This is a genomic window from Streptomyces sp. UNOC14_S4 (assembly GCF_020740835.1).
GTDB lineage: Bacteria > Actinomycetota > Actinomycetes > Streptomycetales > Streptomycetaceae > Streptomyces.
Window position 1 is genome coordinate 11035 of record NZ_JAINFC010000040.1, and the last position, 16084, is coordinate 27118.

Annotated in this window: 3 protein-coding genes; all 3 read right to left on the reverse strand. The window is 68.5% G+C overall.

Annotated features, from left to right (window positions below; all coding sequences use genetic code 11):
* Window positions 1–40: 40 nt before the first annotated feature.
* Window positions 41–1285, reverse strand: coding sequence for an MFS transporter (locus K6I34_RS06135; protein ID WP_275126990.1), 1245 nt, complete (start codon window positions 1283–1285; stop codon window positions 41–43).
* On the reverse strand, window positions 1282–14664 hold the full coding sequence (locus K6I34_RS06140; RefSeq protein ID WP_229323059.1) for a non-ribosomal peptide synthetase: 13383 nt from the start codon (window positions 14662–14664) through the stop codon (window positions 1282–1284). The genes K6I34_RS06135 and K6I34_RS06140 overlap by 4 nt, the downstream gene beginning before the upstream one ends.
* Window positions 14661–16084 (reverse strand): non-ribosomal peptide synthetase (locus K6I34_RS06145; RefSeq protein ID WP_229323060.1); only part of this gene is annotated, 1424 nt, incomplete at its 5' end. The genes K6I34_RS06140 and K6I34_RS06145, both read right to left, overlap by 4 nt.

Genomic DNA, 16084 nt, shown 5'->3' on the forward strand with positions numbered 1-16084 from the left:
AAACCGGTCCCGCCGCCCTGAATGCGACTGCTGCGCCCTGTCAGGCCAGACGCAGCTTCCGTACGGCCGGGCTGACGGCCGCGGTCAGCGCGAGGATGCCCATGACCGCCCCCAGACCGAGCACCGTCCGGCACGCGCCGAAGTGATCGAGCAGGATGCCGCCGGCCAGTGACCCGAAAGGCACCGCGCCGAAGGCGACAAGGGTCGCCACACTCAGCACCCGGCCTTGCATACCGTCGGGCGTCACCTGCTGTTGATAGACGGCGGCGGCCACGTTCCACAGCGCACCCGCGTAACCCATGCCGGCGAACAACAAGCCGAGCGCGACCGGGTTGCGCACATAGGCGACCTGCGGAATCAGCACCGCCCAGGCCGCGTTGCAGCCGATGACGATGGCGGCCAGGGAGGTCCTGCCCATCCACCACGAGGCAGTGAGCGCGCCGAGTGTGCCGCCGGCACCCGACACCGCGAAGATCAGCCCGATGGTGAACCCGATGTCCGAGCTGGAACCGCCGCCGTCGCGGACGATGTACTGCAAGGACAGGCTGAGAGCCGCGAACAGCATGTTGCCACCCGCGATCAGACCAGCCAGAACTCTCACAAAGGGTTGCCGCCAGGCCCAGACGATGCCCTCCCGCAGTTCGCCCACGAAGGCCTTGACACCACCTGTCGCCTTCGCACGGTCCTCCTGGAACTTCCTTCTGATCAGCAGAAGGGTGGACAGGGACACCAGATTGGCGGCCATCGTGAAAACGAAGGGCGCCCAGCGGGTGAGAGCGAACAGCAGACTTCCCACCGGCTGTCCGAGAAGGCTCGCCGCACGCTCGCGGGCCTCATTGCGGGACAACGCCGACGGCAGGTCCTCGGCCCGGACGACATGGCGCACCGCGGCCCGCTCGGCGATCCGGTAGAGGATGGTCAGACTGGTCTCGGCGAAGGCCACGACAGCCACGTGCGGCAGCCGGAAGCAGCCGAACGCCAGCGCGATCACCAGACTGCCGACCATCACCAGACGCCCGATGTCGCAAGCGATCATCATCCGCCGGCGGTCCAGCCGGTCCACCAGCCCCCCGACGAGGAGCTGGAGGATGTACGGAACGTTGGCGCAGAAGGCCACCACGCCCGCGTCGGCCGCTGACCGCGTGAACCAGAGCACGAGCATCGGATACGCGATGACGCTGACGCGGGAACCGATGAAGGAGACGCCCGCACCGGTCCACAACAGTTTGAAGTCACGGTTGGCGCGCAGCGCGGGCAGCGCCTCCTCATCGGTTCGTACCGTCAACTCCCCATCACCTCACGGATCAGGTCGGCTATCTGGTCGATCCCCGGAGCCGCGAGGACACCCTCGTGGCTCCCCCGCACCCGGACGGCCCGCAGCCCGCTGCCCGCCAGCTCTGCCCACCGGGCCAGATACTTCTCGTATTCGTGCCCACGCGAGACGGAGTGGGTCCCGGAAGCACACTCGTCGGTCACCACCAGGTGCACGGCCGCGACCGTGGGCGCGTAGCGGTACTCGGCTGCTGCCCGGCTCAACACACGCCAGGTCTCCAGGTCTTCGGACAGCTCGGAAAGCGTACCCTGGTCGACCACGTCGAGCATGTTCTCAGCACGCCCGGGTGCATATGAGTCCGTCGCTTCCAGGTCGGCCAGCGGGTCGACGAGGACGAGCGTGGGTGTCGGCAAGCCCCTTTCACCGAGCAAACGGGCCACTTCCCAGGCCCAGGTGGCCCCGGCCGACCAGGCCAAGAGGGTGTGCGGGCCATGCGGCTGTGCCGCCAGCAGCTCGGTGACGTACCGAGCTGCCATCTCTTCAACAGTGCCGGTCTCCCGTGCCTCGAAGGCGCCCAACCGCCGTTCACCGTCCAGCTTCTGTCCCAGCGGCACGAACCAGTGCGCGCTGCCGCCCTCGGCATGGAGTACGAACAGCGGCGCCCGGTCGCCCTGGCCGTCCGTCAGCCATACCAGGGACTCCGCCGCGGGCTCCGGCCGGGACGCGTCGACCCGGCCGGCGAGCGCGGAGATCGTGCGGCACTCCAGGATGTCGCGCGGGCTCAGCTCGATTCCGCGCTTCCTGGCCAGGGCCACGACCCTCACCATGGTGAGCGAGTGCCCGCCGAGCGCGTGGAAGTCGTCCAGGACTCCTACATCGGGCAGTTCGAGCGCGGCACGCCACACCTCGGCCAGGACCTCCTCAGTGGAGGTGCACGGCTCGGTCCTCTTCCTCTCCGTGTCGGTCACGGCCGCATCGGGTGAGGGCAGTTCCCCGCGGTCCACCTTGCCGTTCCGGGTGAGCGGCAGCCGGTCCGTGGCGATGAAGACCTCCGGCACCATGTACGGGGGAACCTGTCGGCCACAGTGTGCCGCCAGTTCCTCGGACGAGGGAAGCGCCTCGCCCTCCGGCACGCAGTGGGCGATCAAGCCGCCGCGGTGGACGCCGACGATGGCGTCCCGGACCCGGGGGTGGCTGACCAGCGCGGACCGGACCTCGCCGGGTTCGACGCGGTAGCCGCGCACCTTGATCTGGTCGTCGGCGCGGCCGAGGAAGTCGACGTTGCCGTCGGGCAGCCGCCGCGCGAGGTCGCCGGTCCGGTAGAGACGGGCACCGGGCGGACCGTAGGGATCGGGAACGAAGGAGCTCGCGGTGCGCCCGGGCAGTCCGGCGTAGCCACGGGCGAGCCCGTCGCCCCCGACGTACACCTCACCGGTGACGCCGATCGGTACCGGCTCCATATGGGGGTCGAGCACATACATCGTGGTGTTGGGGATCGGCAGGCCGATGGGAACGGCGTCGGCCGCCGAGTGCCGTTCAGCGGTGCAGGTGCTGTTGGCGACCGAGATCTCGGTCGGGCCGTACTCGTTGAGCAGTGCCGTTCCGGCATCCTCGCCGACCAGTTCGTACCACCGGTCCACCAGGTGAACGGGGAAGGCATCCGCACCCACGACGAGAAGCGGGGCGAGCCCGGCCGCGCGCTCGGGGTCGAGCTGATGCGTGAGCAGGTCAAGATGACCGGGGGTCATCTTGACGAAGCTGAACGGCGCCGCCTCGGAGAGCAGCTGGCCCAGGTCCTCCATCGCGAAGTCGTTCGGCAACAGGGTGACCGGCCGGCCCTGCATCAGCGGGGCGTACAGGCTCGGGACGACCATGTCGAAGGCGACCGAGGAGAACAGCGGCGCCCCACCGGTACCGGAGGCGGCGTACTCCTCGACGGCCCACCAAAGGTAGTTGGCCAGGCCCTGGTGCGGAACCTGGACGCCCTTCGGGTGGCCGGTCGACCCGGAGGTGTAGACGACATAGGCCAAGGACCGCGGGTCGGCCGTGTCCCGGGTAGGGGGAGTCGTGGGACGGCCCTCACCGGCTGTGGTGAGCGTCGTTCCGGCGAAGCGCTCAGTGATCGCCGCGTGGTGTGGCTGGGTGAGCACGACACGGGCCCGGGAGTCCGCGAGCATGTAGTCGATGCGGTCGGCGGGCAACGCCGGGTCGAGCGGAACGTAGGCCGCGCCGACCTTCCACACCGCGAGGAACGACACGAGCAGTTCCGGCCCGCGATCCACCAGCACGCCCACCGTGCTCTCGGAACCGACCCCCAGCTCACGCAGGTGATGGGCAAGCCGGTTGGCCCGCTCGTCCAGCTCACGGAAGCTCAGACGGTCCGACCCCGCGACCACCGCGGGAGCCCCGGGAGTGGCACGGACCTGACTCTCGATCGCGTCGAGAACACTCCCCGCCGGACGAGCGGCACTACGGCCGTTCCACTCCACGAGCTGACGCTCACGCTCACCGTCCGGCAGACACGCCACCGTCGCGTCACCATCAGGATCGGCGGCCATCGCCGTCAGGACAGCGCGGTACATCTGTGCCAGCCGGTCGGCATTCGCCCGGCTCAACGCACGAGTATTCGTCGCCAGCGTGAAATGGCCGGAGGCGGTGGTGACCGACAGCCTCGACTCGTTGGTGCCCTCGCCGAGTATCTCCTCGAGATCCACCATCTCGGACTCCAGTTCGCGGAAGTCGAGGTAGTTGAACCACACATCGACAAGACGGTTCGTACCGAGCGCCTGCTGGATCGAGGGGAGCGGGTGGCGACGGTGCGGCCAGATCTCGACCTCCTTGGCGAAGACCTCCTGGACCAGTTCCGTCCAGGTCCGGGCGGAACGCTCGAAGACGAACGGCACCGTGTTCAGATACATGCCGTACACCCGGTCCGCACCAAGCGCCTCAGGGCGCGCGTCGCACACCAGGCCGGAGGCGAAGCTTTCCTCCCCCGTGATCATGCTCATCACCTTGAGGTGAACCGCGTGCAGCACGCTCTTCAGAGACGTCCGCGACCGCGCGGCCAGGCCCCGCAGGCCCTCCTCCATGTCGTGATAGGGAACCTTCACGCGGAAGGCGGCGGGCGGCTCGCTGTCGTCGCCCCAGCCCGTCGGCAACGACAGCCTGGCCGCGCCTTCCACGGCATGCCGCCAGAACCGCCGGTCCTCGTCGGAGTCGAGTGAGGCCACCTCGGCGGCGATGAAATCGGCATAGCGTAGTTCGGGACGTTCGTCCTGCGGCGCTTCGCGACCGTCGCGTATCCGCTCATAGACGCTGATCAGCTCGTTGAGCAGCGAGTGGTAGCTCCACCCCTCCAGGATGGCGTGGCAGTGGGTGACCGTCAGCCACCAGGCACCCTCTGCCCCGCTGTGGACGGCGAGCCGCAGCAGCGGGGCAGTGGCGAGGTCGAACAGGGTCGAGCGCTCCGTCTCGGCGAACTCCCGCAGGATGCCTTCCTGTTCCGGCTCGGACAGGCCCCGCAGATCGCGTACCGAAACCGCGATCTCGGCGGACTCGTGCACCAGCTGCAGGGGTACGGAGTAGGCGCCCAACTCGAAGGAGGTGCGCAGGACCTCGTGGCGCGCGCAGACGATCGCCGCGGCCTCTCGCAGCGCCTCCTCGGCGAACGGCCTGCCATCCCTGATCCGGAAGGAAATGACGTTGTGGTAGCTGTGCTCGCCGTCCCCCGAGAGCATCTCCACCAGCATGCCGAGCTGAATCTGCGAGACCGGATAAGCGTCCGCCAACCCGGTCGGCAGGGACTGCCGATCGTTCTCGGGCACGAGCGCGAACGGGGCCGTGAGCTCCCGGGGGTGCGCTGCTCCGGACCCGTCCGCCAGGGACGAAGCGAGGGCGGCCACGGTGCGGTGGGCGAACACGTCGCGCACCGACACGTCGAACCCGGCCGCACGGAGCGCTCCCACCAGGCCGACCGCCTTGAGTGAATCGCCGCCGAGGTCGAAGAAGCTGTCCTCGACACCGACCCTCTCCAGGCCGAGCACCTGGCGCCATACGCCGATGATCCGTTCTTCTTCCGCGGTGCGCGGCGTGAGGCGCTCCTCCTGCGAACCCCAGGTGGGCTCGGGGAGCGCGGCGCGGTCCACCTTGCCGTTGGGGGTCAGGGGGATCCGGTCCAGCACCACCGTGGCCGCGGGCAGCATATACGCGGGCAGCCTCGCGGCAAGGTGCTCGCGCAGCTCGCCGGCGTCGGGCGCGGCCCCCGAAGCCGGCACCACATAGCCGATCAGGTCCTTGTCCCCGGCATTGACGCGGGCGACGACGAGAGCCTGCCCGATCCCCGGGTGCGAGGTGAACGCGGCTTCGACCTCGCCGGGCTCGACGCGGAAGCCACGGATCTTGACCTGGTCGTCGGCCCGGCCGAGAAAGTCGACGTTGCCGTCGGGCAACCGCCGCGCGAGGTCGCCGGTCCGGTAGAGACGGGCACCGGGCGGACCGTACGGGTCGGGGACGAACCGCTGCGCGGTGAGCTCCGGACGGCCGAGGTAGCCACGGGCGAGCCCGTCACCACCGATGAACAGCTCTCCGGTCACACCGATCGGCACCGGGCTCAGGTGTTTGTCCAGCACATACATCGTGGTGTTGGGGATCGGCAGGCCGATCGGGAGCTGCTCACCGCTCTCCGTCCCGTCCGCGAAGTACACCGCGTTGCCGACGGTGGCCTCGGTGGGGCCGTACTCGTTGACGAGCTCGGCCCTCGGGCCGCCCCGGGCGAGCCGCTGCCAGCGTGCGGCGAGCGCCGTCGGGAAGGCCTCGCCGCCCACGACCGTCACTCCGGCGATCTCGGCCGCCTGGCGCGGGCCCAGCTGCTGGGTGAGCAGGCTCAGCAGCGCGGGCGCGGCCTTCACAAAGCTGAACGGGCCGGACTCCAGCAGGAGCAGCCCCAGGTCCTCCAGGGGGAAGTCCGAGGGGAAGACGGTCACCGGCTGGCCCGTCATGAGCGGCGCGTACAACACCGGGACGACCATGTCGAAGGCCGTCGAGGACAACAGCGGCGCGCCCCCGGTCCCTCGGCTCGCGTACTCCTCGACAGCCCACGAGAGGTAGTTTTCCAGGCCGCGGTGAGTGACCTGAACGCCCTTGGGACGACCGGTGGAACCGGAGGTGTAGATCACATACGCCACTGTCTCGGGGGCGGAGAAGCGCTCCGGGCACGTGGCCGGGTGAGCGTCGATGGCCTCCCGGTCCCGGTCGAGCAGCACAGTACGCCCCTGATGGGCCGGTGCGAGAGCCCCCGTGGTGATCACAACGGGCGCGCGGCAATCGGCGAGCATGTAGTCGATGCGGTCGGCGGGCAACGCCGGGTCGAGCGGAACGTAGGCCGCGCCGACCTTCCACACCGCGAGGAACGACACGAGCAGTTCCGGCCCGCGATCCACCAGCACGCCCACCGTGCTCTCGGAACCGACCCCCAGCTCACGCAGGTGATGGGCAAGCCGGTTGGCCCGCTCGTCCAGCTCACGGAAGCTCAGACGGTCCGACCCCGCGACCACCGCGGGAGCCCCGGGAGTGGCACGGACCTGACTCTCGATCGCGTCGAGAACACTCCCCGCCGGACGAGCGGCACTACGGCCGTTCCACTCCACGAGCTGACGCTCACGCTCACCGTCCGGCAGACACGCCACCGTCGCGTCACCATCAGGATCGGCGGCCATCGCCGTCAGGACAGCGCGGTACATCTGTGCCAGCCGGTCGGCATTCGCCCGGCTCAACGCACGAGTATTCGTCGCCAGCGTGATGCTCCCGCCGGCGGTGGTCACCGCGAGCCCGAACTCGGTACCGCCCTCGCCCATGGCCTCGGCCGTGTCCACCAGGTCCGAGTCGAACGCGTGAAAGTCGAGATAGGTGAAGTGGACGTCGATCAACTGGTTCGATCCGAGCGCCCGCTGGATCGAGGGGAGCGGGTGGCGACGGTGCGGCCAGATCTCGATCTCCTTGGCGAAGACCTGCTGAACCAGTTCCGTCCAGGTCCGGGCGGAACGCTCGAAGACGAACGGCACCGTGTTCAGATACATGCCGTACACCCGGTCCGCACCAAGCGCCTCAGGGCGCGCGTCGCACGCGAGCCCGGTGAAGAAGGCGTCCTCCTCCGTGATCGCGCTCATCACCTTCAGATGGGCCGCGTGCAGCACGCTCTTGAAGGACGTACGCGATCGCGAGGCCAGGGAGCGCAGTTCCTCTTCGAGGTCCCGGAAGGGCACCTCCACCCGGAACGCCGTACCCGTGCCGCCCTGCTCTCCCCAGCCCTCGGGCAGGGTCAGCTTCGGCACTCCCATCACCGATTTCTCCCAGTACCGCCTGTCCTCCCGAGAGCCGATGGAGGCCAGTTCCGCGGCCACGAAGTCGGCGTAGCGCACGACGGGACGCGCATATGGCCTCGCCTCCACTCCATCGCGCACCTCGGCATAGAGAGCGATCAGTTCGGAGAGCAGACCGTGATGGCTCCAGCCGTCCAGGACCGCATGGCACTCCGCGACCGTCAGCCACCAACTGTCGTCATCGCCGATGTGGACGGCGAGCCGCAGCAGCGGTGCGGCGGCGATGTCGACGAGCCGCGCCCTCTCCAGCGCCATGAACTCACCTACGACCCCGGCGACTTCGGACTCGCCACGACCACGCACATCGTGGACGGCCAATGGTATTTCGGCGCTGTCGCGCACGAGCTGCAGGGGCACCGAGTACGACGTCAGGTCGAGGGAGGTCCGTACGATCTCATGGCGTTCGGCGATGATGCGGGCCGCCTCGCGCAGTGCCTCCGGCGAGAACGGCACGCCATCGCGGATCCGGAAGGCTTCGACGTTGTGATAAAGCTGCTCGCCGTCACGCGCCAGCATCTCGACGACCATACCGAGCTGGAGCTGCGAGAGGGGATAGGCGTCGACGAGACCGCTGGGCAGGGCCGAGCGGTCGGCCTCGGGTGTGAGCGCGAACGGCTCGACATAGGTCTCCGGTCCGGCCACCCTGGCGTGTCCAGTGAGGTGCGCGGCGAGTCCAGCCACTGTGTGGTGGGTGAAGATGTCGCGAACCGACAGGTCGTATCCCGCCGCACGAAGGGTTCCGACCAAGCTGATCGCCTTGATCGAGTCACCGCCGAGTTCAAAGAAGGCATCTTCCGCGCCGACCTGTTCCAGGCCCAGGCTCTGTGCCCAGATCGCGGCAATCCGCTGCTCGTCGGCCGTATGGGGAACGACGTAGCTGCGCTCGGGCGAACGGCTCGGCGCCGGCAACGCCTTCCGGTCCACCTTGCCCGCGGTATTCAGCGGCAAAGCGTCCAGAGTCACGTAGACCGCCGGGACCATATACGCGGGCAGGACGGCCGCCAGGTACTGTTCCAGCCCCTCGGCCTCGCCGACGACATAGCCGACCAGAATTCTCGCGTCCTCGCCCCACACGACCACGGCGGCGTCACGCACCCCCGGATGCCGCAACAACTGTGCTTCGATCTCGCCCAGCTCGACTCGGTGGCCGCGGACCTTGACCTGGCCGTCGCGACGGCCGACGAATTCCACATTACCGTTCGGGCGGACCCTGACCAGGTCACCGGTGAGGTACAGCCGGTCGCCATCACCGCCGTGCGGATCGGTGACGAACCGTTCGGCGCTGAGTGCGGGGCGGTCGAGGTATCCGCGTGCCACACCCGCACCGCCGATGGCGAGTTCACCCACGACACCGACCGGGACACGGTGGCCCGTGGTGTCCAGGACATGGATCCGTGTGTTGGCGATCGGCCGCCCAATGGCCACACGGTCGGTCTTCTGGGGCACTTCCCAGGCCAGGGACCAGATGGTGGTCTCGGTGGGCCCGTACACGTTGACGAGTCTCCGGGTGCGGGCGCGCAGTTCACCGGCGAGGGCGACGGGCAGTGCCTCACCGCCCACGAGGGCGACGACGTCCGGCCCGTCGAAGCCGGCCTCCAGCAGCATCTTCCAGCCCGACGGAGTGGCCTGGACGTGCGTGACACCGTGCGCGCGCATCAGGCCGACCAGTTCCGCGCCATCCCTGGCCTGGGCGCCGGTCGCGAGAACGACCCGACCCCCGGTGGTGAGTGGCAGGAAGAGTTCAAGGCCGGAGATGTCGAACGACAACGAGGTCGAGGCAAGCCAGACCTCGGCGCCCACGAGTCCGTCCATGGCTGCCAACAGGTTGCTCAACGCGCCGTGCGTGATGGTGACGCCCTTGGGGTGGCCCGTGGAGCCGGAAGTGTAGATGACATACGCGAGCCGGTCGGGGTCCCCGGGTTCCGGTGACAGCGCGGGTCCGGCCAGCGCCTCGTCTACCAGAACGCGGCTCTCGACCCGGTTCGCGTTCCCGCCGTCGGTGATCACGGTCAGCACGTTCGCGTCGTCGGCAGTGAACGCGATCCGGTCGTCCGGCAATGACGGATCGAGCGGCAGATAGGCTCCGCCCGCCTTCCAGATGCCAAGCAGTACGGCCAGCAGATCCGGGGTACGTGCAAGCAGTACACCGACCACGGTCTCCGGGCCCACACCGAGCCCGCGCAGGTACCCCGCGATCCGGTCCGAACGCTCGTCGAGCTCATGGAACGTCAGCTCAGCGTCGGCACCTACGACCGCGACGGTGTCCGGATGCAACCGTGCCTGCGCGCGCACCAGTTCATGAGCGGTGGAGGCCGACCGCTCGGCGTCCGTCGCGTTCAGCGAATCGATCAGCAGGCGGTCCTCAGGCAGCAGCGGCACTGTTGCCGTGTCGCCGTCAGGATCGGCCAGCATCGTCTCCAGTACCAAGCGGTACATCCGCGTCAGTCGATCGGCATGCGTCTTGCTGATGATGTGTGTGTTGACCGTGATGGAGAAGTGCTTCGCCTGAGTGGTCACCCGCAACGAGAACTCGTTGGGGCTGATGTCGATCGTCTTGATGTAGTCGACCAGTTCGGTGTCGACGACATGGAAGTCGATGTAGTTGAAGTACACATCGATGAGGCGCTCGCCGCCCGCCGCCCGCTGGATCGCGGGAATCGGGTGGCGGCGGTGCGGCCAGATCTCGATCTCCTTGGCGAAGACCCTCTGGACCAGTTCCGTCCACGTCCGCGCGGAACGCTCGAAGACGAAGGGCACCGTGTTCAGATACATGCCGTACACCCGGTCCGCGCCCTCGGACTCCGGACGGGTGTCGCACACGAGGCCGGAGAAGAAGCTCTCCTCCTCCGTGATCATGCTCATCACCTTGAGGTGAACCGCATGCAGCACGCTCTTGAGGGATACCTTGCTCTGCGCGGCGAATGCCTTGACCTCATCCAGCAGGTCATGGAAGGGAACGCCGGTGCGGTAGGTCTCGCGGGGCGCCGACAGGTCGCCGTGCCAGTCGGTGGGCAGGCGCAGTGCCGGGGTGCCCGAGACGGTCTCCCGCCAGTACGCCTTGTCCTCCTCGGAGGCCAGCGACTTCTGTTCGGCGGCGATGAAGTCGGCGTAGCGTACGGACGGTTGCTCGGCCGGCTCGATCACGCCGCCTTCACGGAGCGTTCGGAAGAGGTGCAGCACCTCCATGAGCAGCTGGTGGTAGCTCCAGCCTTCCAGCACCGGGTGACATTCGGTGATCGAGAACCACCAAGTGCGATCATCGGTGAGATGTGCGGTCAGGCGCAGCAGTGACGGCTTGGCGAGGTCGAACATCCGCTCGCGCTCCTCGGCCATCCACTGCCGGATCGCCGAGTCCTGGTCCGCCTCGTCCAGGTGGCGCACGTCGTGGACGGCTGAGGGAACTTCGGCGGAGGCATGGACGAGCTGCAACGGCTGGGAGTAGCGCGTCAGCTCGAAGGAGGTACGGAGGTTCTCATGGCGTTCGGCGACGATCTGGGCGGCCCGGTGGAACGCCTCCGCCGAGAACCCGGCATCGTCGGTGATCTTCATGGTGGTGACGTTGTGATAGTTGCGTTCGCCGTTGTCGGCGAGCATCTCCACCACCATGCCGAGCTGGACACCCGACATCGGATAGGCGTCGATCACACCCGTCGGCAGCAGGTCCCGGTCCCGTGCGGATATCAGCGCGAACGGCGCGACCGGGTCGTCCTGCTGCGCCAGCGCGGGCTGCCCTGAGAGGAACTCGCACAGCCCGGCGACCGTGCGGTACTCGAAGATGTCACGGACCGCGACGTCGAACCCGGCTGTGCGCATCGCGCCGGTCAGGGCCACCGCGAGCACGGAATCACCGCCGAGATCGAAGAACGCGTCCTCCACTCCGATCCGCTCCAAGCCGATCACCTCGCGCCACACCGCCGCGACTCGCTCCTCGTCGGTGGTGCGGGGTGCGACGAACCGGTCCCCAGTGGCCAGCGCCGTGCTGCCGGGCGCGGGCAAGGCCCGCTTGTCCAGCTTTCCGTTGACGGTCAGCGGGATGCTTCCCAGGGCCACGAAGGCCGCGGGGACCATGTACGAGGGCAGAACGCGCCCGAGGCGGCCACGCAACTCGTCCGGCTGCACGTCGTGGCCTTCGGCGGCGATGACATAGGCGACAAGCCTGCGGTCACCGGGGGCGTCCTCCCGAACGATCACCACTGCTTCCTGGACGCCGGCGTCCTCCGCCAAGGCCGCCTCGATCTCCCCCAGTTCGACGCGGTATCCACGGATCTTCACCTGGTGATCGATGCGCCCGGAGAATTCCAGGCTGCCGTCCGCCAGGCGACGCGCGACGTCCCCGCTGCGGTAGAGGCGCGAGCCGGGCGGACCGAACGGATCGGGCACGAACCGCTGAGCGGTCAGGTCCGGTCGGCCGAAGTAGCCCCGAGCGACGCCCGGCCCACCGACGTAGATCTCCCCGGGGACCCCGGTCGGGGCGAGGTTGCCGTCCGGGTCGAGAAGGTAGATGCGCAGGTCCTCCAGCGGACGGCCGATGGGGTTGCCCGCCTGTGGGTCGAGATCGTCCCTGACGACCCGGTGGAATGTCGAGTGCACGGTCGTCTCGGTGATGCCGTACATGTTCAGCAACGCGGGCCGGTCGAGACCCATTCTGTCGGCCCACGGTCGCAGCTCAGCCATCTCGAGCTTCTCGCCGGCGAAGACCACGGCACGCAACGCCAGCCGGTCCAGGCGCGGATCGCCTTCGGCAGCCGCAGCCACCAGTGAGCGGAACGCTGTGGGCGTCTGGTTGAGGACGGTGACCTGGTGCTCGACGAGCAGATCCAGGAAGTCCTCGGGCGACCGCGCGATGTCGAAGGGCACGACGATCAGGCGACCGCCGTACAACAGCGATCCCCACAGCTCCCACACCGATACGTCGAAGGCGTAGGAGTGGAAGAGCGGCCACACATCGGTGTCCGAGAACGCGTAGTGCTCGTCAGCTGTGGCAAGCAGGCGCGCCACATTCGCATGGGTGAGACACACACCCTTGGGCCGGCCCGTGGAGCCGGAGGTGTAGATCACGTAAATGAGGTTGCCGGGGGTGGCGACAGCCTCGGGGTCGGCGTCCGGCAGGTGTCCGAGGTCCGTACGGTCCAGTACGACGGTGGTGCCGGAATGGATTCCCGCAACCGTCTCCTCGTGCTCGCTCTGGGTGAGGACGATCGGCGCGGCCGTGTCCTCGAGGACGAAGCGGAGCCGCTCGGCAGGAGTCGACGGGTCGAGCGGCAGGTAAGCGGCTCCGGACTTGAGGATGCCCAGCAAGGCCGGGACCAAGTGCTCGCCCCGCTCCAGGCACACACCGACCAGGGTCTCCGGACGGGCGCCCTCGGCGCGCAGATGGTGGGCTATACGGTTGGCCCGTGCGTTGAGCTGAGCGTAGGTCAGCTCGGTCCCCCTGGCCACCACAGCAATGGCATCGGGGGTGGCTCGCACCTGTGCCTCGAAGGCCTCATGGAGACACAGACGGACGCCGTGATCATCGGTATCGCCGCGCACCGCACCGGCCGTCGGTGTCAGATGGGCGATCTCGTCCCCGTCCAGGACGACGAGCTCGGAGAGGCGGGCATGCGGGTCGGCGGCCACCGAGGCGAGCAGCCGACCGTAGTGACGACTGAAACGCTCCACCGTGGCCGCATCGAACAGTACTGTGGGGAAGAGGAATTCGCCGTCCAGCGACCCATCGGGCCGCTCGCTCATCAACAGTGTGAGGTCGAATCGGGACGACTTGACATTGATCGGGAACTCGCTCATCGTCAGGCCGGGCAGAGTGGCCTCGAACGATCCTGTGCTGCGCAGGCCCAGCATCACCTGGAACAGGGGGCTCCGGGACGGATCGCGCTCCGGCTGCACCTCATTGACCAGGTGCTCGAACGGCACCTCCTGATGTACGAGTGCCTCGGTGACGGTGTCACGTACCGAACCCAGCAGCTCCTCGAATGCAGGGTCGCCCGCCCACATGGTGCGCAGCACCAGGGTGTTGACGAAGAAGCCGACCAGGTTGGCCACCTCCGGGCGGCCACGTCCGGCGACTGGAGAGCCCACACTGATGTCGCGCTCACCGGTGTAGCGGTGGAGCAGTACCTTGAAAGCGGCCAGGAGCACCGCGTAGAGAGTGGTGTCCTGCTCTCGGGCGATTTCCCGTAGCCGTTCGGCGAGCGGGCCCTCCAAGGCGAAGGGCACCATCGCACCCGACCAGTCCCGGGTTGCCGGGCGGGGCCGGTCAGTGGGCAGCTCCAGCAGGGCCGCACCCGTCAGTTTGCCCCGCCAGTATCCGAGGGCGTTGCCGAAGCTCTCACGGTTCGCGAGGTGCGCCCGTTCCCAGGCGGCGTAGTCCGCGTACTGCGTGGTCAGCGGCTGCAGCGGGGACGGGCGTCCCTCCACGTTCGCCTGGTAGATGCCGCGCAGCTCGCGCAGCAGCACGTCGATGGACCAGCCGTCGAGCGCGATGTGATGGCAGGCGACGACCAGGACGTGATCGTCCTCCGCGAGCCGCAGCAGACGCAGCCGGGCCGGCCAGTCGCGGTCGAGCCGGAAGGGCCGCTGCGTTTCCCCGACCGCGAACTCGTGGGCCCGGGCGGCGCGTTCTTCCTCGGGTACGTCAGTGAAGTCGAGCAACGCGTAGTCACCCGGACCTGCCGGATCGATGACCTGGACGGGTTCACCACCGACTGTCTCATAGCGGGTGCGCAGCACCTCATGACGGCTCTGCACCTCCGTCCACGCCCGCTGCCAGGCATCGGCGTTCAGACGGCCGCGCATGCGCAGAGCGAGCGGTACCAGGTATTCCGTGGTGTCGGGGTCGATCCGGTCGAGCAGCCACAGTCTGCGCTGCCCGAAGGACAGCGGCAGCGGGCGTGTCCGGTCGGCCCGCGGAATCCGGTTGCGACGGCTGCGGCCACCGCCCGCGAGGCGTTGGCGCAGCAGTTCGTCACGCAAGGCCGCGCTGTTGTCGCTTCCGGTGTTCTCGCCGGTGGTCATGCCTCGTACCCCTTCAGCAGTGTCGCGTTTGCGGCCAGTTCGTCATCGGACAATGCGGCGATTTCGGCTCTGATCAGCTCTTCGACCGCTGCGGCCTGTTCAGCGACCGTCGGCCCTTGGAAGACCAGTCGGACGGGGAGGTCGACATCGAACTCGTCCTGGATGCGGGAGATCAGCCTGACCGCGAGAAGCGAGTTGCCTCCCATCTGGAAAAAGTTGGCGTGTACGCCCACGTCGATGCCGAGCAGCGCGCTCCAGATTTCGGCGATCCGGGTCTCGACCGGATCGCGGGGGGCGTCGGCACCCTGGTCCGCGATGATCGAGGCGAAGTCGGGCGCGGGCAGCATGCCCTTGTCGACCTTGCCGTTGCGGTTGAGCGGCACGGCCTCGATGGCGGTGAAGACCAGCGGCACCATGTAGCCGGGCAACCGCACGGCGCAGTGCCGGGACAGGTCGGCCGGCGCCGGCGTGTCCTCGCCCGTGGCCACCCAGTAGGCCACCAGCCGCTTGTCACCCGTCGCGGACTCATCGGCAACGACAACCGCTTCCCGAACCGCGGGGTGCGCGGCGAGCACGGCCTCGACCTCCCCTGTCTCGATGCGATACCCACGGATCTTGACCTGTCCGTCGATACGGCCCGCGAAGTCGACGGTCCCGTCGGGCAGTCTCCGGGCCAGATCGCCGGTGCGGTACAGGCGCGAGCCCGGCGGGCCGTACGGATTGGGCAGGAACCGCTCGGCGGTACGCCCCGGCTGGGCCACGTAGCCGCGGGCCAGCCCCTCGCCCGAGACGTACAGTTCACCGGTGAATCCGATGGGGACCTGGCGGAGCCCCTCGTCGAGAATGTGGGTCGCCACGCCCGGCAAGGGGTGGCCGATCGGCACGCTCTCGCCGCTGGGGCGGCCGCTCACGGGCAGGACGGTGGATCCGACGGAAGCCTCTGTGGGGCCGTACTCATTGATGAGACGGCCGTCGCCGAGCAGGGATCGCCAGTGCTCGGCCAGCCGGGTGGGCAGCGCCTCGCCGGCCACGACCAGCACGGATGCCAAGCTCGCGGCCTGCTCGCCGCTCAACTGGTGGGTGAGCAGTTCCAGATGGCCCGGGGTGAGTTTGATGAAGCTGAAGGGCCCGGCCTCGGCGAGTGCCCGGCCGAGGTCGGTGACAGGCAGATCGCGCGGCAACAGGTGCACGGGCTGACCGCACAGGAGTGGTGCGTACAGATTGGGAACAACCAGGTCGAAGGCGGTGGAGGAGAACACCGGGGCTCCGGTGCCGCCACGCGACGCCAGGTCGCGCACGGCCCACCGGAGATGTCCGGCGAGACCGCGGTGCGGGACCTGGACGCCCTTGGGACGGCCGGTGGACCCGGAGGTGTAGATCACGTACGCGATGGAGTCCGGGTCGGGGGCCGGGGCGAGGG

Bases quoted from the DNA above. Each gene is read 5' to 3' on its own strand.
- K6I34_RS06140 (WP_229323059.1), bottom strand. From the start codon at position 14,664: ATGACCACCGGCGAGAACACCGGAAGCGACAACAGCGCGGCCTTGCGT.